Raw genomic sequence first — 22,172 nt, forward strand, 5'->3', positions numbered from 1 at the left:
GCGTGAGGTGAGCCAGTGCGGGCAAACGGCGCACGTAGGGCGGCACCGGCGGGCAGCGATGCGCGGCAGGACCGCGCTGCCAAAACGAGGTGCCTCGTCGAGCCCTCAAGCCGCAGGCAGGGACACGACCACCACCAGCCCACCCTCCGGCCGGGCCGTCGCCACCACCTCCCCGCCGTGCGCGTGCGCCACCGAGCGCACGATCGACAACCCCAGCCCCGCGCCCTCCGCGGCCACCCGGGCCCGCCGGTGGAACGGGTCGAACAGCGCCGGCACCTCCGCCGGTGGGATCACCGGGCCGCTGTTGGCCACCTCCAGCTCCACCCGCCCCGGCAACGACCGGGTCGTCACCCGCACCCAGCCGTCCTCGACGTTGTGGCGGATGCCGTTCTCCACCAGGTTGTGCGCCAGCCGTTCCAGCATCAGCGCGTCTCCCAGGGCCGTCGCTTCACCCAGCTCCTCGAAAACCCCCGGCGGCACGACGTGCGCCACCACCGCCGCCAGGTCCACCGGGCAGCGCTCGGTCAGCGCGCTCTCGGATCGGGCCAGCAGCAGCAACCCGCTGATCAGCCTCTCGTGCCGCGCGTTGATCTGCAGCAGCTTGCCGCCGAGCTGCCGGACGTCCTCGGATGCCGTTCTGCGGTGCATCGCCACCTCGACCAGCGAACGGTTCAGCGTCAGCGGCGTGCGCAGCTCGTGCGACGCGTTCGCGACGAACCGCCGTTGCGCGTCGAACGACCGGTCGAGCCGCTCGACCATCACGTCGAACGCGTCGGCCAGGTTCTTCACCTCGTCGTCGGGGCCGCGCAACGCGATCCGCGAGTGACCGCCCGGGTCGGCCGCCGCCGCGATGTGGCGCGCCGTGTCCGTGACCTGCCGCAACGGCGCCAGTGCCCGGCCTGCGACCAGCCAGCCCAGCCCAGCCGCCAGCACCGCCACCGCGCCGAGCGCGATCGCACCCTGGGTCAGGAGCGACGTCGCCGCCGCTTCGCGCACCTGACGCGCCTGCTCGTCGAGGGACTCCGGCGAAGGCAGCTGCGGCAGACCGACCGGCGCGGTGCCCGCGATGAACGTGACCCGCCGCCCGACCTGCTGTGTGAACAGCAGGTACGTGACGCCCAGCAGCGCCCCGCCCGCCAGCACGAACAGGCCGCCGTACAGCACGGTCAGCCGCAGCCGGAGGCTCATCGGAGCCGGTAGCCGACCCCGGTGACCGTCTCCACCAGCGGCGGGTCACCGAGCTTGCGGCGCAGCTTGAGGATCGTGAGCCGGACCGCGCCGGTGAACGGGTCCGCGTGCTCGTCCCACGCCTTCTCCAGCAGGTGTTCGGCGGACACGGCGGCGCCGTCCGCGCGCAGCAGCTCGGCGAGCACGGCGAACTCCTTTTTGGACAGCGGGAGGTACCGCCCGTCGCGGAACACCTCGTGCCGCGCCGGATCGAGCGTGACGCCGGAGCGGCGCAGGATCGGCGGCGCGGCCGGGCGGCAGCGCCGCCCCAGCGACTGGATGCGGGCGGCCAGCTCGGGGAAGGCGAACGGCTTCGTCAGGTAGTCGTCGGCGCCGAGGGACAACCCGGCGACGCGGTCGGTGACCTCGACGGCCGCGGTGAGCATCAGGACCCGCGTCGCCGCCTCGGAGGCGACCACCCGCCGGCAGACGTCGTCGCCGTGCACGACCGGCAGGTCCCGGTCGAGCACGACGACGTCGTAGTCGTACACGGCGATCCGCTCGAGCGCGGCGCCGCCGTCGTGGGCGATGTCGACGGCGTGGGACTCGTCGCGCAGCCACTCCGCGATCGCGTCCGCGAGCATCGGCTCGTCCTCCACCACCAGGACCCGCATGCCGCCATGATCGCCGCGCCGGTGTTTCCTCGCCGTTAGCGGCACCGGTACAGCGTGTCCGGGCCGCCGATGACGCGCATCGGACCGGAACCGCCGTACGCGCCGGGGTCGACGACCGCGCAGTGCCGCTCGATCCAGCGTTGACGTTCGCCCTGGACCGGGCTCCGCGGCGGTCCGGGCGAAGTTCCCGCGCCGCTCAGCACGAACCGGAGCTTGCCCTCGGCGAGCCAGCGGTCGAGCTGCGAGACCGTGGGCGCGTCGTCGCGGCCGCCGAAACCGCCCATGCCGATCACGGTCGCGTCCGAGTCGATGAGGAACGGCGCGACCGCACCCGCCTCGGCGTTCACCGCCAGGGTGATCTCGGTGCCGTTCCGGCGGGCGTAGTCGAGGATGCGCCGTTGCTGGTCCGACAGCGTGGCCGTGCCGTCTCCGCCGGCGAGCATGAGCCGGGGCTGCGGCCCACCGGGCGACGGCGTCGGCGGCGCACCGGGCCCGCCGGCTGGTCCCGCGGCGGGCAGCGTCCCGGCCGACGTGCTCTGCGCGGCGGCGAACGACCACACCGCCGGCGTGAGCAGCAGCGGCACCAGCGCGGCGACGAATGCGCGTCGATGAGGTGCCACCACCAGCCAGGCGATCGCGGCCGCGGCCGTCCCGATCACCGCCCAGCGCGTCCAGCCGTGGAACGTCGTGTCGCGCGAAGTCAGGACGAACGCCCAGACCGCGCTCAGCGCGATGGCCAGAGGGAGCAGCGTCCGCCGGTGGTACCGCCACAGCAGCGCGAGCCCGGCGGCCGAAATCGCGGCGATCGCGGGTGCCATCGCCGTCGTGTAGTACGGGTGCCAGATGCCGCCGGCGAAGCTGAAGACCGCGGTCGTCACCAGCAGCCAGCCGCCCCACAGCAGCCAGCCGGTGTCCCGCCACCGGCGGCCGATGACGATCAGGACGAGCAACGCGAGCGGCAGCAGCCACGAGATCTGCCCGCCCACGAGGTCGTTGAACATCCGGCCCGGCCCGGGGTCACCGCCGAACGACGTCATGGTCTGCTGCCCGTTGCGCATGATCATCATGCCGCCGCCCTCGCTGTCGCCGGAGAGGCGGCCGAAGCCGTTGTAGCCGAAGACGAGGTCCCACGCGGAGCCGTCCTCGCTGCCGCCCATGTACGGCTTGGCGCCGGGCCACCAGTCGTGGAGCGCGATCCACCAGAACGACGAGACGGCCAGGACCGCGCCGGCGCCGAGGATGTCCAGCAGACGGCACTTGAGCGGTCCGGTCGTCCCGGCGAGGTAGGCGAGGACCAGGGCGGGCACGACGATCCACGCCTGCAGCATCTTCGTCAGGAAGCCGCAGCCGACGAAGAAAGCGCACCACCACAGCCATTTCCGGCCGTCTTCGAGCGCGCGGGTGACCGCGTACGCGGCGGCGACCAGGAACAGGACGAGCAGCGTGTCGGGGTTGTTGTCGCGGTCGATGATCACGGTGACCGGCGTCAGCGCGAGGATCGTCGCGGCCAGGAGGGCGACGTTCTCGCCGGCCCACAGCCGGACGGTGCGGTGAAGCAGGAAGACCGCCGCGACGCCTTCGAGGACTTGCGGCAGGAGCAATGCCCAGCCGTGGTAGCCGAAGACCAGGACGGAGATCGCCTGCGGCCACAGCGCCATCGGCGGTTTGTCGACCGTGACGACGCCGTAGGGGTCGAAGGAGCCGAAGAGGAAGTTGGTGAAGCCGCCGGTCATCGACTTGACGGCGGCCGAGTAGTAGGTGTTGCCGAGCTGGCCGTCGCCGATCTTCCAGGCGTAGAGCAGGGCGGCGCCGAGGCAGACGAGGGGGAGCGCCCAGGGGCGGGTCTTCGGAGGGGCGGCGGTGATCATGGCCGCCACCCAACTCCGGCCCGCGTTTCCCGGGCGTTTCCGAGTTACTCCGCCTCGAGGTCACCTTCCAGGGACAGGTAGACCTCACGCATGCGAGCCAGCAGCTCCGGGTCCGGCTCTTCCCACAGTCCGCGATCCGCGGCCTCGTTCAACCGCTCCACGATCCCCCGCAAGGCCCACGGATTGGCCTGCCGCAGGAACTCCTGGTTCACCTCGTCCAGCACGTACGACTCGGTCAGCTTCTCGTACATCCAATCGCCGACGACGCCCGCCGTCGCGTCGAAGCCGAACAGGTAGTCCACCGTTGCCGCCAGCTCGAACGCGCCCTTGTACCCGTGGCGGCGCATTGCCGCCAGCCAGCGGGGGTTGACCACCCGGGCGCGGAATACCCGGGCTGTCTCCTCGCCCAACGTCCGTGTGCGGACCGCGTCCGGTGAAGTGCTGTCGCCCACATAGGACGCCGGGGCCGTGCCCGTCAACGCCCGGACCGTCGCGATCATCCCGCCGTGGTACTGGAAGTAGTCGTCCGAATCCGCGATGTCGTGCTCGCGTGTGTCCGTGTTCTTCGCCGCCACCACGATGCGCTTGTACGAGTTCTCCATGTCCTCGCGCGCGGGACGTCCATCGAGATCACGGCCGTACGCGAAGCCGCCCCAGACCGCGTACACCTCCGCCAGATCCTTGTCGTCGCGCCAGTTTCCGCTGTCCATCAACGGCAGCAAGCCCGCGCCGTACGCGCCCGGCTTCGAGCCGAAGATTCGCGTCGTCGCGCGGCGAGAATCACCGTGAGCGGCCAGGTCGGAAGAAACGTGCGCCCGGACGAAGTTCTCCGAGTCAGGTTCGTCCAGAGCGGCCACCAGCCGGACCGCGTCGTCCATCATGGCGATCACGTGCGGGAACGCGTCCCGGAAGAAGCCGCTGATCCGGATCGTGACGTCGATGCGCGGCCGGCCCAGTTCGGACAGCGGGATCGCCTCGATGCCCGTGACCCGGCGGGACGCCTCGTCCCACACCGGCTGGACCCCCAGCAGCGCCAGGACTTCCGCCGCGTCGTCGCCGGACGTCCGCATCGCCGACGTCCCCCACACCGACAGCCCGACCGACCGCGGCCAGTCCCCATTGTCGTCGCGATATCGGCGAAGAAGAGAATCCGCCAGCGCCTGCCCGGTTTCCCAAGCGAGCCGGCTCGGGATCGCCTTCGGGTCGACCGTGTAGAAGTTGCGCCCGGTCGGCAGCACGTTCACCAGCCCGCGCAACGGCGACCCGCTCGGCCCGGCCGGGATGTACCCGCCGTCCAGCGCGTGCAACACGGCGTCGAGTTCGGCGGACGTACCCGCCAGCCGCGGGACGATCTCGGTGGCCGCGAACGAAAGAATCCGTGCGACAGCCTCGTCCGGCGCCACCGACTCGACCGCCGTGGCGTCCCAGCCCCGCATCTCCATCGTCTGGACGAGTTCGCGCGCCGTCTTCTCGACCGCGTCCACTTCGGACGTCGACGCGTCTTCTTTCAGCCCCAGGGCTGACCGCAGTCCCGGCACCGCGCCTTCGCGACCACCCCAGATCTGCGACGCCCGCAGCATCGCCAGCACGAGGTTGACGCGCGCCTCGCCGACCGGCGCCGCGCCCAGGATGTGCAGCCCGTCGCGGATCTGGGCGTCCTTGATCTCGCACAGCCAGCCGTCGATGTGCAGCAGGAAGTCGTCGAACTCCGCGTCGTGCGGACGCTCGCCGACGCCGAGGTCGTGGTCCAGCTTCGCGGCCTGGATCAGCGTCCAGATCTGGGCGCGGATCGCCGGCAGCTTCGCCGGGTCCATCGCCGCGATGTTCGCGTGCTCGTCGAGCAGCTGCTCCAGCCGAGCCATGTCGCCGTACGACTCCGCGCGCGCCATCGGCGGGATCAGGTGGTCGACGATCGTCGCGTGCGCCCGCCGCTTGGCCTGCGCGCCCTCGCCCGGGTCGTTGATCAGGAACGGGTACACCAGCGGCAGGTTCCCGAGCACGGCGTCCGGCGCGCACGACGCCGCGAGCCCGGCCGTCTTGCCCGGCAGCCACTCGAGGGATCCGTGCTTGCCCAGGTGGACGACGGCGTGCGCCCCGAACTCCTCCTCCAGCCAGCGGTACGCGGCCAGGTAGTGGTGGCTCGGCGGCAGGTCCGGGTTGTGGTAGATCGCGACGGGGTTCTCGCCGAACCCGCGCGGCGGCTGGATCATGATGATGACGTTGCCGCTTTGCAACGAGGCCAGCACGATGTCGCCGTTGTCGACGTACAGCTCGCCCGGCGCCGGGCCCCAGTGCTCCTCGACGCCCTCGCGCAGGTCGGCGGGCAGCGCCTCGAACCACGAAAGGTAGCGGGCAGCGGGCACGCGGATCGGGTTCCCGGCCAGCTGCTCCTCGGTCAGCCACTCCGGATCCTGACCGCCCGCGGCGATCAGCGCGTGGATCAACGCGTCACCGTCGGGCTGGTCAGTGCCGGTGGGATCGACGCCCGGGAACGCGTCCGCGCCCAGGTCGTAGCCCTGCTCCCGCATCCGTCGCAGCAGCTCGATGGTCGACGCGGGCGTGTCCAGCCCGACCGCGTTGCCGACGCGAGAGTGCTTCGTCGGGTACGCGGACAGCATCAGCGCGATGCGCCTGTCGGCGGGAGGCGTGTGCCGCAGGCGAGCGTGCGCCAGCGCGATGCGAGCGACGCGGGACGCGCGCTCGGCGTCCGGCACGTACCGGGGGAGGCCGTCGGCGTCCAGCTCCTTGAACGAGAACGGGACCGTGATCAGCCGCCCGTCGAACTCCGGGACGGCCATCTGGTTCCCGGCGTCGAGCGGCGAGAGGCCTTCGTCGCTGGCCGCCCAGGTCTCGCGGTCGCTGGTCAGGCACAGCGCCTGCAGGATCGGGACGTCGAGCGCCGCCATCTCGGCGACGTCCCACGCCTCGTCGTCGCCCCCGGCGCCCACCTCGGACGGCCGGGTGCCGCCCGCCGCGAGCACCGTGACCAGCAGCGCGTCGACCTTGCCCAGCTCGGCCATCATCTCCGGCTCGCGCGTACGCAGCGAAGCACAGTAGATCGGCAACGCGCGCCCGCCCGCGGCTTCGATCCGGTCGGCGAGGGTGTGGACGAAGTTCGTGTTCCCGGACAGGTGATGCGCCCGGTAGTAGAGGATCCCGATGACCGGGCCCGTGGCCTGCGAAGACCGTTCCAAGATGCCCCACGCCGGCTGCCGAGCGGGCGGCTCGAAGCCGTCGCCGGTGAGCAGGAGTGTGTCGGAGAGGAACCGGTGCAGCTGGGTGAGGTTCGCCGGGCCGCCCTGCGCGAGGTAGGCGTGGGCCTCGGCGGCGATGCCGGCCGGAACGGTCGAGAGCTTCATCAGCTCGGCGTCCGGCGTCTGCTCCCCGCCCAGGACGACGACGTGCGCGCCCGACGCACGCAGCGTGTCCAGGCCTTCCTGCCAGCTCCGCGGGGTGCCGAGGATGCGGACGACGACGATCTTGACGCCGTCCAGCAGCGCGGGCAGCTCGGCGACGTCGAGCCGGGCCGGGTTGCCGAGCCGGTATTCGCCGTCGGCCGAGCGGGCGCTGAGCAGGTCTGTGTCCGAAGTGGACAGAAGCAGGATCACGAGGTTCCTCCTCGGGGTCCGCGCCCCGGGTCGACGGGCGCGCCGGCCGGAGTTCCTGGCTCTCGAAGATCACTCTCCGATGACAGTGGCGGGACCGCCCCGGACTCTCACCGGGTTCCTCCACCTGCCGACGCGTGGGTATCGCCCTCACTCTCCGGTGCCGGTCGAGGTGCGTCAAGGTGACGTTCACCGGCGCTCGGTAGCCTGGGGGCTTGGAAGCCTTCCTCCGCGACTTCACCGCCGCCCAGTCGAGCCGCGGGCCCTACCGCACCGCGACCGCGGCCGAGCTGGAAGCCGCCGAGACGGGGTTCGCGGCCCTGCTCGACGGTGCTCCCCACCACCTCGATGAGCTGGGCTTTTCGGTCGACGACGACAGTCTCGTCCTCCAGGAACCGGGCTCCGAGCGCGCCTGGGGCCTCTACGTCTTCGACCGGTCCGCCCCACCCTCGCTGGTGGTCGAGGTGCCGCACGCTTCGTCCGACCTGCTCACCGAACTGATCGGCCTCGGGCTCTTCCGGCGCACCCCGGGCGCGATCCTCGCGGTCGGCGGTGCCCACCGGCGCCGGGAAGACCCCGCGCACGACACCGGGACCGTCTTCCACGCCGTCACCACGCTGCTCGCCCGGCGCGGCCTGCCGCAGGTCCAGCTGCACGGCTTCAAGGACCGGACCCTGCCCGCGGCCGACGTCGTGCTCTCGGCCGGGGCCGCCGAAGCCGGGGACGCCGCCCGCCGCGCGGCCGCCCGTCTCGCCGACGCCGGGTTCCGGGTCCGCCGGGCCTGGGCCGAGCCGTGCCGGGGCCTGGCCGGGACGACGAACGTCCAGAGCCAGGCCGCCGGCGGCACGCCGTTCCTGCACGTCGAGCTGAGCCGGACGGTCCGGGAGACCCGGCGCGACGACGTCGTCCGCGCGCTCGTCGAGGCCGACCTGCGCAAGCCCTAAGCGGACTGCTCTCCCAGCCGCGGGAACGGCTTCGTCGAGAACAAGACTTCCAGCGGGACCTCGAAGAACTCCGCGATCCGCAGCGCCACGAACAAGCTGGGGCTGTACTCGCCGCGCTCCAGGTACCCGATCGTCTGGTAGTGCACGCCCAGGGCCTCCGCCAGCTGGCGCCGCGAGATCGACCGTTCCGCGCGCAGCATCGCGATCCGGTTGTAGACGACCTCACTCATGACTCACCCCACACGCTGCATGGCCTTCTCCCGGCGCTCCGCCAGCGACGAACCCGCTTCCCGCCGCGCCATGCGGCGGAGCAGCACCGGGGCCAGGGCCAATCCGATCACGGACCACGCGAGCAGTACCGCGAGGGTCGGCAGCGGCCGCCAGGACTGGCCGATCTCGACGACGATCGCGCTGTCCGGCAGCAGCGCCGAGCGCATGCCGAGGCCCAGCCAGTACATCGGGAACACCTGCGCGATGTCCTGCACCCACACCGGCAGCGCGGTGACCGGGTAGAAGATCCCCGAGATCGCGCCGAGGCCCATGATCGGCAGGGTGATCAGCGCGATGGAGCGTGGGCTGTTCGTGAGCGATCCCAGCGCGGCCCCGAGCGGCAGCGTCGCGACCAGCCCGAGCGCCAGCGCCCAGAGCAGGTGCAGGTACGACCAGAAGCCGTTCGGGGCCAGCGAGTCGAACATGAACAGGCACGGGATGAGCACCAGCAGGATGCCGGTGACCTGCGCCATCGACAGCGCCGCCGTCTTCCCGACCAGGTAGCCGAGCATGCCGTTCGGCGTCGCCTTGGCGCGCAGCAGCGTGCCGTCCTCGCGGTCGACGGCCAGGTAGCCCGCCGCGCTGTTCAGCCCGTTGAACACGACGCCGGCGCCGAGCACGCCGGGCACGGTGGCCGCGCCGAGCGAGAACCCGGTGCCCGGCAGGGTCGCGTCCCGCATGAAGAACAGCGTGCCCAGGAAGAGCGCGACGAAGACGAACTGGCCGACCACGTCGTCGCGGTTGGTCCACGTCTGCTTGAACTCGATCCACCCGCGCTCCAGCCCCGAGCGCAGCGCGGCGGTCTTGGCGTTCATCGGGCGCCCGCTTCCTGGAGTCCCAGCTCCGTCTCGCCGCCGGCTTCCGCGCGGTGGACCAGCGTCATGTAGGTGTCCTCCAACGACGCCCGTCGCACTTCGAGGTCCGAGACGGCTTCGCCGTGCTGCTTGAACAGGTCGTACACGTACTTCGTCGCTTCGGTCGTCGAGTGGACGAAGCGCTGGCCGTCGAGCGTCCAGCGGACCTCGGCCTCGCCGGCGATCTGCCGGGACAGCGCGTCGGCCGAGCCGTCGGCGATGATGCGCCCGCCGTTGAGGATGAGGATCCGGTCGGCCAGCTTCTCGGCCTCGTCGAGGTCGTGCGTGGTGAGCAGGATCGTGGTGTCGAGCTCGTCGGAGAGCCGGTGCACCAGGTCGTGGAACTCGCGGCGCGCCTCCGGGTCGAAGCCCGCGGTCGGCTCGTCGAGGAACAACAGTTCAGGGCGCCCGACGATGCCGATGGCGACGTCGAGCCGCCGCCGCTGGCCGCCGGAGAGGGTCTTGATCTTCTTCTGCGCGTGCTCGGTGAGCCCGACGGCCGCGATCAGCTCGTCGGCGTCCCACGGCCGCGGGTGCGTGTCCGTCGAGTAGGGCGCGTAGTACCGGCCGAGGTGCGCGAGCAGCTCCCGGACGCGCCACTTCCCGTGGTCGCGCCAGGACTGGAGCACGACCCCCAGCCGCGCCCGCCAGTCCTCACCGCCGTGCGCCGGGTCGACACCCAGGACGCTCACCTCGCCGGCCGACCGCATCCGGAAGCCTTCGAGGATCTCGATCGTCGTCGTCTTGCCCGCGCCGTTCGGCCCGAGCAGGCACACGACCTCGCCCCGGTGGGCCTCGAACTCGACGCCGTGGAGCACGTCGTTCGCGCCGTAGCGCATCCGCAGCCCGCGCACGCGGACCACGGGGACAGCTGGATCTCTCATCGCCAACCCCCATCGAACTGGTGCGATCGAATGTAGCACACCTACTACATTCGATCAGACTTCTGCTGCGAGGGGAACTTGACCGGCGGTCATCCGGTTCGCCGGGCATGGGTACTTGGCTGGGGCTGGCTCTCCCGGGTGGCGTCGTGATCCTGCTGGTCATGGCCGCGATCGAGCTGCGGCCGCGCAAGAACGGCTCGCGCTTCAAGGCGCGGCTGTCCGCGACGTACATCGAGGAGACGACCGCCTTCCTCTACGGCACCAAGCGGCGTGAGCTGGAACACCGGGAAACGATGTCGATGCTCGTCGAGCAGGACGCCGAAGGCGCGCCTCCGTGGCGTGACGTGGATCTGGAGGCCGGAATCGCCCGGATCCGGCCCCGTTCGGACCCGCCGGAGCCGGAAAACCGCCAGCTACAGTGACCCCATGCCGACCCCAGCACGTGTGCGAGCCGACGCGTGCCCGGGTGTTTTCGCTCCCCACGACGCCGCCGATGGCCCCTTGGCCCGCGTGCGCCTGCCCGGCGGCACGATTTCCGCAGCGCAGCTGCGCGCGCTGGCCGCCTGCGCCGAAGAGTGCGGCGACGGCGACCTCCACCTCACCTCGCGCGGCAACGTCCAGCTGCGCGGCGTCACCCGGCCCGGCCTCGCGGCGCAGCTGACCGACGCCGGCCTGCTGCCTTCGCCGTCGCACGAGCGGGTGCGCAACGTCCTCGCGTCGCCGTTGAGCGGGGTGCGCGGCGGACTCGCCGACGTCCGGGGCTTGGCGGCTTCGCTGGACTCGCTCCTGTGCGCGACGCCGGAACTCACGTCGCTGCCCGGCCGGTTCCTCTTCGCCTTCGACGACGGACGCGGCGACGTCGCGGGCGAAGGCGCCGACGTCTGCTGGCGGGCGACCGGCCCTGCCGAAGGAACTCTGCTGCTCGCGGGCGGCGACACCGGACGTCGCGTGGCACGTGCCGACGCCGTCTCGGAATTGGTCGAGGTCGCCTTGAAGTTCCTTGACGTGCGCGGGTCAGCCTGGCGCGTCGCCGAACTCGACGACCCGGCCTGGCGCGGGACGCCGCTGCCCCGCACCGAAGCCGCGGTCCCGGGCGGGCTCATCGAGCGCGACGACGGCGGGCTCGCGGCGGGGGTCGTGCCGCGTTTCGGGCAGCTGACCGCCGATCAAGCCCGGGCTCTCGCCGAGTTCGGTCCCGCGCTGGTCACGCCGTGGAAGTCCGTGGTTCTGCCGGACGTGCCCGCCGACGTCTTCGAGCGGCTGGGCTTCGGTGGCGTGCCGCTCGGCACGAGCGCGTGCATCGGCCGGCCCGGCTGCGCGAAGTCGCGCGCCGACGTTCGGGCCGACGCCGTCTTCCAGCCGGGCCTGCGCGCGCACTTCTCGGGCTGCGAACGGCGGTGCGGGAAGCCGTCGCAGTCCCATGTGGACGTGGTCGCCGAAGCGGATGGATATCGGGTCGACGGCCGATGGGTGCCGTTCGACGAGCTGAAAGGGAAGCTGTGATCGACTACCTGCGGGACGGTGCCGAGATCTACCGGCACTCGTTCGCCACGATCCGCGAGGAGGCGGACCTGGCGATCCTGCCCGACGACGTGGCGGGCCTGGCGGTCCGCATGATCCACGCCTGCGGCATGGTCGATCTGGTCGACGACCTGCGCTACACGCTCGACGTCGTCGAGTCCGGCCGCGCCGCCCTCGAAGCCGGCGCGCCGATCCTGTGCGACGCGCAGATGATCGCCAGCGGCGTCACGCGGCGTCGCCTGCCCGAGGGCAACGAGGTGGTCTGCACGCTCTCCGACCCGAGCGTGCCCGGACTGGCCGAGCGGATGGGCACGACGCGTTCGGCGGCGGCGCTGGAACTGTGGCGCGACAAGCTGCCCGGCTCGGTCGTGGCGATCGGCAACGCGCCGACCGCGTTGTTCCGGCTGCTGGAGATCCTCGACGAAGGCGTCGGCGCGCCCGCGGCGATCATCGGCGTGCCGGTCGGCTTCGTGGGCGCCGCCGAGTCCAAAGTGGAGCTCGCCAAGCAGGCACCGGCGCCGTACCTGGTGGTGCACGGACGTCGTGGCGGCAGCGCGATGGCCGTCGCCGCGATCAACGCCCTCGCGAGCGCCGAAGAATGACCGGGACGCTCTACGGCGTCGGGCTCGGCCCCGGCGACCCGGAACTGATGACGGTCAAGGCGGCGCGGCTGATCTCCGAGGCTTCGGTGATCGCCTACCACTGCGCGCGCCACGGACGCAGCATCGCGCGGTCGGTCGCCGAGCCGTACCTGCGCGAGGGGCAGGTCGAGGAGAAGCTCGTCTACCCGGTCACGACCGAGACGACCGACCACCCCGGTGGCTACGAGGGTGCGATCGCGGACTTCTACGAGCTTTGCGCGAAGCGGCTCGCCGAGCACCTCGACGCGGGACGCGACGTCGTCCTGCTCTGCGAAGGCGATCCCTTCTTCTACGGCTCGTACATGTACATGCACGAACGGCTTTCCGGGCGGTTCGACGCGGTCGTCGTGCCCGGCGTGACGTCGGTGAGCGCGGCGTCGTCGGTGCTCGGCCGGCCGCTGGTGCAGCGCGACGAGGTGCTGACCGTGCTCCCGGGGACGCTACCGGCGCCGGAGCTGGCCCGGCGGCTCGCGGACACCGACGCGGCGGCGGTGCTGAAGCTGGGCCGCACGTTCGGCTCGGTGCGGGAGGCCTTCGAGGAGGCCGGGAAGCTCGACGACGCCGTCTACGTCGAGCGCGCGACCTGGGGGCAGCAGCGGATCGAGCCTCTCGCTTCGGTGGATCCTTCGACGGTGCCTTACTTTTCGCTGGCACTGCTGCCTTCGCCGGCTTACGCGTCCCGGGTTTCGCCAGCTCCCGCTGAATCTCCTTCGCCGGCCGCGGGTGGCGAAGTGGTCGTCGTCGGCCTCGGCCCGGCGGGCCCGGAGTGGCTGACACCCGAGGCCGCGGCGGAGCTTTCGGCCGCCGAGCACATCGTCGGGTACGGGCCGTACGTCGCGCGGGTGCCGCAGAAGGCAGGGCAGCAGCGGCACGCGTCGGGCAACCGCGTCGAGGCGGACCGGGCTCGCGAGGCGTTGTCGCTGGCTTCCGGCGGTTCCCGGGTGGCTGTCGTTTCCTCGGGTGACCCGGGGGTGTTCGCGATGGCGTCGGCGGTGCTGGAGCAGGTGTCCTCGGGGCACGGCGCGGGCGTCCGGGTGCGGATCGTCCCGGGTGTGACGGCGGCCCAGGCGGCGGCGTCGCGGGTCGGTGCGCCGCTCGGGCACGACTACTGCGTGCTGTCGCTGTCCGATCGGCTCAAGCCGTGGGAGATCATCGAGAAGCGCCTGGACGCGGCGGGCGCGGCGGACCTGGTGCTGGCGCTGTACAACCCGGCGTCGCGCTCCCGGACGACTCAGCTCACGGACGCGCGCGATGTCTTGCTGCGGCACCGCGCTCCGGAGACCCCGGTCGTGGTGGCGCGGGACGTCGGCGGCCCGGAGGAGGACATCCGGATCACGACCCTCGGCGACCTCGATCCGTCCACAGTGGACATGCGCTGCCTGCTGATCGTGGGTTCGTCGAAGACCCGCGCGGAGAACGGGGTGGTGTGGACCCCGCGCAGCTACTGACGGCCGAGCGGGCGTTGCACCGCCGGGCGGCGATGGCGGGCGAGGCGGCGTCGGCGGCCGGAGTGCCCGGCCGGTTCCGCGCGTGGGAGCACGCGGGGTCGCTGGCGGTGCTGGCGACCGACCCCGCGCTCGCGTACCTGTCGACGGTGACCGGGGTGACGCCGGAGACGCTGCCCGAGGTGGCCGGCTTGCTGCGTTCGCCGGAGTGGGACGGCGTCCACCCGGCGGTCGTCGCCCCGGCGGGCCTGCCGGTGCCGGGACTGGTGCCGGCGGGCGAGCGGTTCCTGGCCGTCCGCGGGCTGGAGCCCACGCCGGCCTCGCCTGGGGAACAGGCCGACGCGGAGGTGTTCGTGCGCGTCCTGCTGACCGGGTTCGGGGTGACCGGGCCGGTGGCGGAGTTCATGGCCGCGGAACACCGGCTCCCGATCATGCGGCGCTTCCTGCTGCGGGAGGGGGAGACGCCGATCGCGGCCGCGGGCATGACGATCGACGCCGGGGTGGCGATCCTCGGCGCGGCCTCGACTCTCCCGGAGTTCCGCGGCCGGGGAGCGCAGCCGACCCTGCTGCGCCACCGCCTCGAAGCGGCCGCGGCCGAGGGCTGCACCCTGGCGGTGGCGACGGCCCGCCCCGGCTCACCGAGCGTGGCGAATCTGGAGCGGGCCGGGTTTCGGCTCCACCGCCGGACGGCGTGGACCCCCTGACCCGAGTCTGCCGCGGCTTGTCGTGAGTGAGAAACAGGGTTAGAACACTGTTTCTCACTCACGACCGGGGTCAGCGCGTCGGGTCCTTGCCGTTCGGCTGGCTCGGCCCCGGTCCCGGGGACCACCAGCCCGGCACGGTCTTCTCCCCGTGCACCACGGTCGGCGCGATGCCTTCGGTGAACGGCTCGATTTGCAGCAGCTGGCCCCACGACTGGCTCGGCTGCCCGATCAGGTAGCTCGGCACCTCGGGCTCCTCGGCCAGCTCCTCCAGCCACCCGATCGGCCCGCCGTTCGTCGACGACGCCCACTCGGCCTCGTCCGCCAGGCCGCCCGCCGTGATGCGGTACTCCGGCACCTGCGAAATCCCGTCGTGGGACGTCACCGGCTGGACGCACGGGTACACGAACGACGCCGGCCAGTCGACGTACACCGGCTTCGAGCCGATCTTGTCCGTCAGCGTCGTGAACGTCGGGACGCGCGGGGCCGACGCCGCGATCCAGCCGTCCTCCGTCAGGTCGTTGTCGACGATGTTGATGCGGACCGCGTTCGTCTCCGGGGGCAGGTCGCGCAGGTTGATGCGCGTGTCGTTCCAGCCACCCGTGCCCGAGCCCGGCGGGAGCATGAACTGGCTGCGCACCACCTTCACGCCCTCCGGGGTGTTGACGCCGTAGTCGAGGCTGACCGACGTCGGGCGGCGGGCCGCGCCGGCCGTGGCCACCACGATCTGGCCGTCCGCCGGCTTCTCCGTCAGCGCGTACCAGTCGCTGCGCAGGCGACCCGCGCGCGTCTCCGGGTCGAGGTAGCTCGACCACATCGGCACGGTCTCCGGGGTGAACCCGTGCGGCGGCTCGGCCAGCGGGTCCTTGTCGTCGACCGAGCGGGTGTGGAAGCCGGTCTGGACGCGGCCGTTGTCCTGGTCGGGGTTCGGCAGCGGCGAGTCCGGCTCCTTGGGCTTCTCCGCGACCGTCCGCTGCTCGGACTGCGGGTGCAGGATGCTCGTCGCCGCGTCGCGCTCCACCATCACGTGGTCGGACAGGTTGCAGCTCTTGCCGAACAGGTGCCCGACGTTCGCCGCGCCCAGGCTGTAGCTGCCGGCCTGGTTGTGGATCGCCCACGCCATCGTGACGAACTCGCCCGCCGCGACCAGGCCGCAGACCACCACCAGCGACAGCGAACCGAGCCGCAGCGCGCGCAGCCTGCCCTCCTGCGGCTGGGCCGGCAGCCCGGGCCGGTGCGCGCGGACGTTCTCGACGAACGCGTAGATCCCGGCGATCGCGGCCGCCACCAGCAGGATCGTGGACAGGCCGATGCCGCCGATCGACGGCGCCACGTTCGTCCACTGGACGCCGAGGCGCGAGACGAACCAGTACGTGTTGGGCCCGGTCGCCGCCAGCGCGCCGACGACCAGCAGCCCGGCGAGGAACGCGGCGCGGTTGCGTTTGGACCGCAGCACGGTCGAGCTGGTCGCGAGCGCGGTGAGCGCAGCCATCGACGCCCCGACCGCGGCGAACGCGCCGAAGTGGTGCGTCCACTTCGTCGGCGTCAGCGCCAGGAGCAGGAAGAACAGCGCCGTCGTGCCGATCAGGCGGCGCGCGGGGCCGAGCGACGCGCCCTGGATGCGGCCGCGGCGCAGCAGCATCACCAGGCAGGTGGCGGTGCACAGCACGACCAGCAGCACCGGGAACCGGCGTGGCGCCGAACCGTCCGGTAGATCGGCGAACAACAGCTGGTAGCGCGCGAGCTCTTGGAACCACGACAGGTTCGGGCCGACCTGCGTGCGGATCCGGGTCGCCTCCTGGACCGTCGCGAAGGTCTGGTCGGCGAACACCACGACCAGCACCAGCAGCCCGGCCGCGGCGACCGGCGCGAGCACCGGCAGCCAGCCGTTCTCGTTGGCGCGCTGGCGGATCAGCTTGAACAGCGGGCGCGCGGCGACCAGGTACGGCGCCACCGCGATCAGCCCGGTCGGCGTCGCGGCCAGGGTGAACCCGGCCGCGGTCAGGCCGAGGCACAGCGGCAGCAGCCGCCGCGTCACCAGGGTGCGTTCGACGGCGCAGATCGCCAGCAGCGAGCCGAGCGCGGCGACCGGTTCGGGCCGGACGCCGTTGTTGTAGGGCATCCACCAGACCAGGAAGACCGTCGCCGCCGCCCAGCTGGCCGGGCGGCTGGTGCGCACCTGGGCGCCGAGGCGCGGCATGACCTCGCGGCTGATCAGCAGCCAGCTCAGGACGCCGAGCAGGAACGACGGCAGCCGGATCCACGGCGGCACCACGCTGACGTGCGCCATCAGCTCGAACACGTGGTAGAACCAGCCGAACGGCGCTTCGGCGACCCCGAACCAGCGGTGGTAGTTCGTGAGGAACCCGGTCTGCTCGGTGACCCGGGCCATCGTCAGGATGTAGCCGTCGTCCGAGGTCACCGGCCCGATGAAGACCCACGCGCCGAGCGCGGCGATCACCGTCGTGTCCCGCAGCGTCAGCCGCCACCAGCCGACCGGCGCCCAGCGCGGCGCGCGTCTCGCGGAGCCGGAGTCGCGGCGCCAGACCGCGATCATGCAGCCGATCAGCGACAGCACGGCGAGCACGCCGACGCCGATCTTCAGCGCGGTCGGCGACGTCTGGTAGCGCGTGTCCGGCACGACCGAGACGTGCAGGCCGGCGATCGGGTCCTTGCTCGAGTTGATCGAAGAGTAGATACCGACCACGCGGGGCCGGACGTCGCCGTTGGCGTGGAAGATCGGTGTTCCGGCCACGGCGAGGGTCATCTGCGTCGCGTCGACGTCCAGCTCGACATCGCACTTCTCGGCGGGCAGCGGCTGCTGGGCGATCTGCTGGCCCTGGCTGGAGGCGAACAGCACGCCGTTGTCGACGCGCAGCTGCAGCCCGACGCCCTTGCCGGCGTTCGGGTCGGTGCGGCCGTCCGGCACGGTGGCGAAGAGCAGGCCCGGGCCGCCGGTGCGGGCGTCGACCGAGCGGATGGCCGCGCACGGCAGTTCGGCGCGCAGGTCCTGCGCCCAGTACCCGGTCAAGGGCGCGTTGACGGAGCGGGTGTCGCTGCCGGTCGGCCAGACGACCTCCGCCGTGTCCTGCACCACCGGCAGGAAGGGGAAAGCCAGCGCGCACAAGGCCGAGAGCAGCCCCAGCGCTACGGCAATCAGACGCATCGGCGCAACGCTAACGGGTCAGAGGTCGGCGGCTGACGCAACCCCCGGATCACGCGGGGTGAAGCGCCCGTGGTGCACGGCGTCGGCCAGGGGACGGCGGTTGCGCCAGCCGTGGCGCTCCAGGTCGGGCACGGTTTCCAGCTTGCTCACCGGGCCGACGCAGAGCCACGCGACCGGCCGGATCCCGTCCGGGATGCCGAGCAGCTCGCCGAGGAACGGCTCGCGGTAGAAGCTGACCCAGCCCACGCCGAGGCCTTCGGCGGTCGCGGCGAGCCACAGGTTCTGGATCGCGAGGCACACCGAGTAGAGGCCGGCGTCGGCGATGGCGTGCCGGCCGAGGACGTCGGGCGCGCCGCGGGCCGGGTCGTAGGTGACGACGACGCCGAGGCTCGACTCGAGGATGCCTTCGATCTTGATGTTCGCGAAGGTGCTCGCGCGGTCTTCGGTGAGCTGGTCCGCGAAGACCTCGCGCTCCTCGTGGACGTGCCTCGCGAACGTCTCGCGCGTCGTGTGGTCGTCGACCAGCACGAAGTCCCAGGGCTGGGTGAGACCGACGCTGGGTGCGGCGTGCGCGGCCTCGAGGATCCTGAGCAGGGTGGCTTCGGGGATCGGCTCGCCGGTGAACTCGCCGCGGACGTCCCGGCGTTTGCGCAGGACTTCGTAGAACTCTTCGATCATCGGTTCAGGACCCATTCGACGGCTTCGGGCACGGTCTCGGCGGTCTCCGTTTCCGGTCGCGGCGGTCGCCGGATCAGGAGGACGGGTTTGCCCAGTTCGCGCGCCGCGGTCAGTTTCGCGCTGGTCTGCGGGCCGCCGGAGTCCTTGGTGACCAGGACGTCTGTGCGGCGGAGCAGCTCACGTTCGGCCGCCACTTCGTACGGCCCGCGCGCGAGGATCAGCTCGTGGTGGCGGGGCAGCGGCGGCTCGGGCGGGTCGACGCAGCGGATCAGGAACCACAGGTCGTCGAGGTGCGCGAAGGCCGGCAGACCCTGGCGGCCGCTGGTGAGGAAGACGCGTCTGCCCAGGTCGGGGAGCTGTCGGGCGGCATCGGCGAGGTCGTCGGCCCAATGCCAGACGTCTTGGGGTCCCGGCTGCCAGCCCGGCCGGGCGAGCCGGAGGAGGGGGATTCCGGTCAGCTCGGACGCTTTCGCCGCGTTCGCGCCGATGCGCTCGGCGAAGGGGTGTGTCGCGTCCACAACGGCTTTCACGTCGTTCTCGCGCAGCCAGGCCGCGAGACCTTCCGCGCCGCCGAAGCCGCCTACGCGTACTTCGCCGACCGGGAGCCGTGGCCGTGCGACGCGGCCGGCGAGCGAAGACACGACGTGGACTTCGCTTCTTACAAGCTCTTCGGCGAGCTTCCGCGCTTCGCCCGTGCCGCCGAGGATGAGGATCACTGCGGGCGTCCGTAGCCGACGGCCTCGCGCCACCGGTCGAGCGTGCGCATGTTGGCCAGCGTCTCGGCCCAGGTCAGCTCCGGCGCCTGCCGGTCGCCGACGTGCGCCGCGACGTGGTCCGCTTCGCGCGCGAAGACGCCCTGAGTCGCTTCGACCTCGATGACCTCGGGCTCGCCGTCGGCCGGCGTCAGGATGATCCGGGAGGTACCGGGCTTGCGCAACGGGTGGATCCACGCCGGTTGCGGCACGTAGAGCCGGCCGCGCGAGCCGAACACGCGGATGCCGTCTTCGCGGGTGAGCCGGATGCCGCACGAGATCGTCGCGAGGATGTCGCCGGGCAGGCGCAGCAGGCCGGTGGCGTACTCGTCGACGCCCGTTTGCGACAGTTTCGCCATCCCGCTGACCTCGACCGGCTCGACGACGTCCTGCCCGGTCGCGGCCTGGGAGACCAGCCGCGCCAGCGACGTGCAGTAGCAGCCGACGTCGAGGATCCCGCCGCCGCCGAGCGCCGGGTCGGACAGGCGGGCGGTCTCCTCCGGGTTGCTGTCGAAGGAGAACGTCGTGTCGACCGCGCGGACTTCGCCGATGGCGCCGCTCGCGATCAGCTCGACCAGCCGCCGCGTCTGCGGGTGCAGGCGGTACATGAACGCCTCCATGAGGAAGACGTCGTGCGCGCGAGCCGCGTCGATCACCTCTTGGGCGTCGGCGGCGGTGATCGTCAGGGGCTTCTCGCAGAGCACGTGCTTGCCGGCTTCGATCGCGGCGATGGCCCATTCCTTGTGCAGCGCGTGCGGCGTCGAGACGTACACGGCGTCGACGTCCGGGTCGGCGAGGAGGTCCTCGTAGCTGCCGTAGGCCTTGGGGATCTCGAAGCGGGTGGCGAAGTCGCGGGCACGGTCGCCGTTGCGCGCCGCGACGGCGGTGAGCGTGCCGTGCTTGCTTTCGTCGACGCCCGCGGCGAAGTGGGCGGCGATGGTCCCGGCGGCCAGCAGGCCCCAGCGCAGGTGCGTCACAACGACTCCGGTTGGTTCGCCCGGTCGCGGGCACTGGAATAGAGGAAGCTGTCCGGAAAGCCCGCGGCGGCGAGCACCCGGCCGACGAAGATGGTGGCAGCCCGCGTCATTCCGGCCTCGCGGACTCTCTGGGGAAGTTCGCCGAGTACCCCGCGCACGATCGTCTCCCCGGGCTGGGTCGCCAGCGCGACCACGGCGATGGGGCAGTCGGCGCCGTAATGGGGAGTGAGCTCCTTGGTCACGCGCTCGACGTGGTTGATCGCGAGGTGCAGCGCGAGTGTCGCCTCGGTGGCGGCGAAGGCGGCGAGGGTTTCCTTGGGCGGCATCTTGGTGGATCGCGCCTGGACGCGGGTGATCACCAGGCTCTGCCCGACTTCGGGCACGGTGAGTTCGCGTTTCAGCGCGGCGGCCGAAGCGGCGAAGGCGGGTACGCCGGGTACGACGTCGTAGGGGACGTTCTCCGCGTCGAGCCGCCGGGCCTGCTCGGCGACGGCGCTGTAAAGAGAGGGATCGCCGGAGCACAGCCGGACGACTTCGTGGCCGTTCTCGTGCGCCTCGACGAGCTTTCCGACGATTTCTTCGAGGCTGAGGCCGGCGGTGTCGACCAGGGTCGCTTCGGGCGGGCAGTACGCGAGCAGGTCGGGCGGGGTCATGCTGCCGGGGTAGAGGCAGACGGCGCAGCGGGCGAGGAGGTCCCGGCCCCGGACGGTGATGAGGTCCGCGGCACCGGGTCCCGCGCCGACGAAGTGCACGGTCATCGGCTGCTCCGCGGGGTGATCGAGGGCGGGTTCACGGCGACGGTCACTGGCTGCTCCACTGCGTCACGACCCGGGCAGGGGTCCAGCCCGTGAACCCGCCGAGGGGAGCGGCCCGCTCGACACCGATCCTCACCAGTTCTCCTCCGTGCTGCTCGTACGTGCGCGCCAGCACCTGCTCGGCTTCCAGCGTCACCCCGTGCGCCACCAGCCGGGCGCCGGTGGCCAGGCACGCGTCCAGCAGCCCCGGTGCGGTCAGGCCGCCGCCGATGAAGATCGCGTCCGGGCGCGGGAGCGCGGTCAACGACTCCGGGGCCGGGCCCGTCACCACCTCCAGCTCCGGAACACCCAGGTCCAGCGCGTTCCGCCCGATCCGCTCCGCCCGCGAAGGATCGCGCTCGATCGCGATGGCGCGGTTCATGCCGTGCAGCCGCGACCATTCGATCCCGACGCTGCCCGCGCCCGCGCCGATGTCCCACAGCAGCTCGCCGGGGCTCGGCGCGAGCCGCGCCAGCGCCGAGACCCGCAGGTCGCGCTTGGTCAGCTGGCCGTCGTGGGAGTACACGTCGTCCGGGATGCCGATCAGGGGCAGCGCCGGACCCTCGCACATCAGCGCGAACACCGTCAGCGGACCGGGTTCGCCGGCCCAGCCGTCGGTGATGCGCTCGTCCGGCCCGCCCAGGTTTTCCAGCGCGAACAGCTCGCTCTCGCCGTACCCGCGCACGGTCAGCAAGGAGCGCAACGCCGCCGCGTCGGCACCCAGGACGAGCACCCGCCGCCCCGGCGCCAGCACCCGGGCGACGCGGGCCTGCGACCGGCCGACGAGCGTCACCACCTCGGTCTCTTCGGCGGACCAGCCCAGCCGGGCCCGGGCCAGTGTCACCGACGAGAGCGCGGGCAGCGCCTCGACCTCGTATCCATGTGCCACGAGCGTAGTGCCGACCCCCGACAAAAACGGATCTCCGCTGGCCAGGATGCAAATCCGTTCCCCGACATGCTCCGCGATGAGCGCGTCGAGTCCCGGCAGCAACGGCGACGGCCACGGCTCGCCCGGGACGTCGTCAGGCAGGTACGCCAGCTGCCTCGGCGCCCCGATGACGACGTCGGCGCCGAGCACCAGAGCCTGGGCCTGTTCGGAGAGCCCGGGCCACCCGTCGGCCCCGATGCCCACCACGGTGAGGCGTGCTCTGCTTTCCCGGGGCCGAGCCTCCGGACCCCACGCCGGGGGCACGCCCCCGGACCCCTCGCGGGTCAGGTCGGGAGCGGCGTG

19 protein-coding genes and 1 riboswitch are annotated in these 22,172 nt (G+C 72.1%); of the genes, 6 read left to right on the top strand and 13 right to left on the bottom strand.

The features are described from left to right. Positions 1-105: 105 nt before the first annotated feature. The 4 genes from AB0M59_RS43810 to cobN are packed head-to-tail and all read right to left on the bottom strand — an operon-like array spanning position 106 to position 7,317. Positions 106-1,188, bottom strand: a complete 1,083-nt coding sequence (locus AB0M59_RS43810) for an ATP-binding protein (protein WP_364627605.1) — start codon at positions 1,186-1,188, stop codon at positions 106-108. After that, on the bottom strand, positions 1,185-1,841 hold the full coding sequence (locus AB0M59_RS43815) for a response regulator transcription factor (protein WP_364627607.1): 657 nt from the start codon (positions 1,839-1,841) through the stop codon (positions 1,185-1,187). Before AB0M59_RS43815 ends, AB0M59_RS43810 begins: the two co-directional genes overlap by 4 nt. A 35-nt stretch (positions 1,842-1,876) precedes the next feature. Beyond that, positions 1,877-3,709 (bottom strand): glycosyltransferase family 39 protein, encoded by a 1,833-nt coding sequence (locus AB0M59_RS43820; RefSeq protein ID WP_364627608.1) that lies wholly within the window; start codon positions 3,707-3,709, stop codon positions 1,877-1,879. 44 nt (positions 3,710-3,753) lie between these two features. Further along, complete coding sequence (cobN, locus tag AB0M59_RS43825) at positions 3,754-7,317, bottom strand: cobaltochelatase subunit CobN (RefSeq protein WP_364627610.1); 3,564 nt, start codon at positions 7,315-7,317, stop codon at positions 3,754-3,756. A gap of 49 nt (positions 7,318-7,366) precedes the next feature. Continuing rightward, positions 7,367-7,438: riboswitch (cobalamin riboswitch) on the bottom strand. A gap of 91 nt (positions 7,439-7,529) precedes the next feature. On the opposite strand from cobN, the gene AB0M59_RS43830 reads away from it, so the two are divergent. Then, a complete protein-coding gene (locus AB0M59_RS43830) occupies positions 7,530-8,258 on the top strand; it encodes a hypothetical protein (RefSeq protein WP_364627611.1) in 729 nt (242 codons plus the stop codon). Here the strand turns inward: AB0M59_RS43830 and AB0M59_RS43835 are convergent. The 3 genes from AB0M59_RS43835 to AB0M59_RS43845 are packed head-to-tail and all read right to left on the bottom strand — an operon-like array spanning position 8,255 to position 10,266. Next, positions 8,255-8,488, bottom strand: a complete 234-nt coding sequence (locus AB0M59_RS43835; RefSeq protein WP_155541712.1) for a helix-turn-helix transcriptional regulator — start codon at positions 8,486-8,488, stop codon at positions 8,255-8,257. The two genes, AB0M59_RS43830 and AB0M59_RS43835, sit on opposite strands and share 4 nt — an antisense overlap. A gap of 3 nt (positions 8,489-8,491) precedes the next feature. Then, positions 8,492-9,343, bottom strand: a complete 852-nt coding sequence (locus tag AB0M59_RS43840) for an ABC transporter permease (RefSeq protein WP_364627613.1) — start codon at positions 9,341-9,343, stop codon at positions 8,492-8,494. Further along, positions 9,340-10,266, bottom strand: coding sequence for an ABC transporter ATP-binding protein (locus tag AB0M59_RS43845; protein ID WP_364627614.1), 927 nt, complete (start codon positions 10,264-10,266; stop codon positions 9,340-9,342). Before AB0M59_RS43845 ends, AB0M59_RS43840 begins: the two co-directional genes overlap by 4 nt. 107 nt (positions 10,267-10,373) lie before the next feature. Here AB0M59_RS43845 and AB0M59_RS43850 point away from each other — a divergent pair, with 107 nt between their 5' ends. Genes AB0M59_RS43850 through AB0M59_RS43870 form a run of 5 tightly spaced genes read left to right on the top strand, consistent with a single transcriptional unit; the run spans position 10,374 to position 14,577 of the window. After that, positions 10,374-10,688, top strand: a complete 315-nt coding sequence (locus AB0M59_RS43850) for a DUF6191 domain-containing protein (protein ID WP_364627616.1) — start codon at positions 10,374-10,376, stop codon at positions 10,686-10,688. Between the two features lie 4 nt (positions 10,689-10,692). Further along, positions 10,693-11,769, top strand: a complete 1,077-nt coding sequence (locus AB0M59_RS43855) for a precorrin-3B synthase (protein WP_364627617.1) — start codon at positions 10,693-10,695, stop codon at positions 11,767-11,769. After that, on the top strand, positions 11,766-12,389 hold the full coding sequence (locus AB0M59_RS43860) for a precorrin-8X methylmutase (protein WP_364627619.1): 624 nt from the start codon (positions 11,766-11,768) through the stop codon (positions 12,387-12,389). The genes AB0M59_RS43855 and AB0M59_RS43860 overlap by 4 nt, the downstream gene beginning before the upstream one ends. Next, on the top strand, positions 12,386-13,876 hold the full coding sequence (locus tag AB0M59_RS43865) for a precorrin-2 C(20)-methyltransferase (RefSeq protein WP_364627620.1): 1,491 nt from the start codon (positions 12,386-12,388) through the stop codon (positions 13,874-13,876). The genes AB0M59_RS43860 and AB0M59_RS43865 overlap by 4 nt, the downstream gene beginning before the upstream one ends. Further along, complete coding sequence (locus AB0M59_RS43870) at positions 13,855-14,577, top strand: GNAT family N-acetyltransferase (protein WP_364627622.1); 723 nt, start codon at positions 13,855-13,857, stop codon at positions 14,575-14,577. Before AB0M59_RS43865 ends, AB0M59_RS43870 begins: the two co-directional genes overlap by 22 nt. Positions 14,578-14,647: 70 nt before the next feature. Here AB0M59_RS43870 and AB0M59_RS43875 read toward each other — a convergent pair whose 3' ends face one another. From AB0M59_RS43875 to cbiE, 6 genes are read right to left on the bottom strand one after another with little or no spacing between them, the layout of a single operon-like run. After that, the gene (locus tag AB0M59_RS43875) at positions 14,648-17,740 is read right to left on the bottom strand and encodes an arabinosyltransferase domain-containing protein (protein ID WP_364627623.1); all 3,093 of its coding nucleotides are present in this window, start codon (positions 17,738-17,740) and stop codon (positions 14,648-14,650) included. An 18-nt stretch (positions 17,741-17,758) separates the two neighbouring features. Continuing rightward, on the bottom strand, positions 17,759-18,418 hold the full coding sequence (bluB, locus tag AB0M59_RS43880; protein ID WP_364627625.1) for a 5,6-dimethylbenzimidazole synthase: 660 nt from the start codon (positions 18,416-18,418) through the stop codon (positions 17,759-17,761). Further along, a complete protein-coding gene (locus tag AB0M59_RS43885; protein ID WP_364627627.1) occupies positions 18,415-19,134 on the bottom strand; it encodes a cobalt-precorrin-6A reductase in 720 nt (239 codons plus the stop codon). Before AB0M59_RS43885 ends, bluB begins: the two co-directional genes overlap by 4 nt. After that, complete coding sequence (locus AB0M59_RS43890) at positions 19,131-20,147, bottom strand: Gfo/Idh/MocA family oxidoreductase (RefSeq protein WP_364627629.1); 1,017 nt, start codon at positions 20,145-20,147, stop codon at positions 19,131-19,133. The genes AB0M59_RS43885 and AB0M59_RS43890 overlap by 4 nt, the downstream gene beginning before the upstream one ends. Then, positions 20,144-20,905, bottom strand: coding sequence for a precorrin-4 C(11)-methyltransferase (gene cobM, locus AB0M59_RS43895; RefSeq protein ID WP_364627630.1), 762 nt, complete (start codon positions 20,903-20,905; stop codon positions 20,144-20,146). Before cobM ends, AB0M59_RS43890 begins: the two co-directional genes overlap by 4 nt. 43 nt (positions 20,906-20,948) lie before the next feature. Beyond that, positions 20,949-22,076 (bottom strand): precorrin-6y C5,15-methyltransferase (decarboxylating) subunit CbiE, encoded by a 1,128-nt coding sequence (gene cbiE / locus AB0M59_RS43900; protein WP_364627632.1) that lies wholly within the window; start codon positions 22,074-22,076, stop codon positions 20,949-20,951. Positions 22,077-22,172: the final 96 nt, after the last annotated feature.

The organism is Amycolatopsis sp. NPDC051371 (assembly GCF_040682155.1).
Classification (GTDB): Bacteria; Actinomycetota; Actinomycetes; order Mycobacteriales; family Pseudonocardiaceae; genus Amycolatopsis.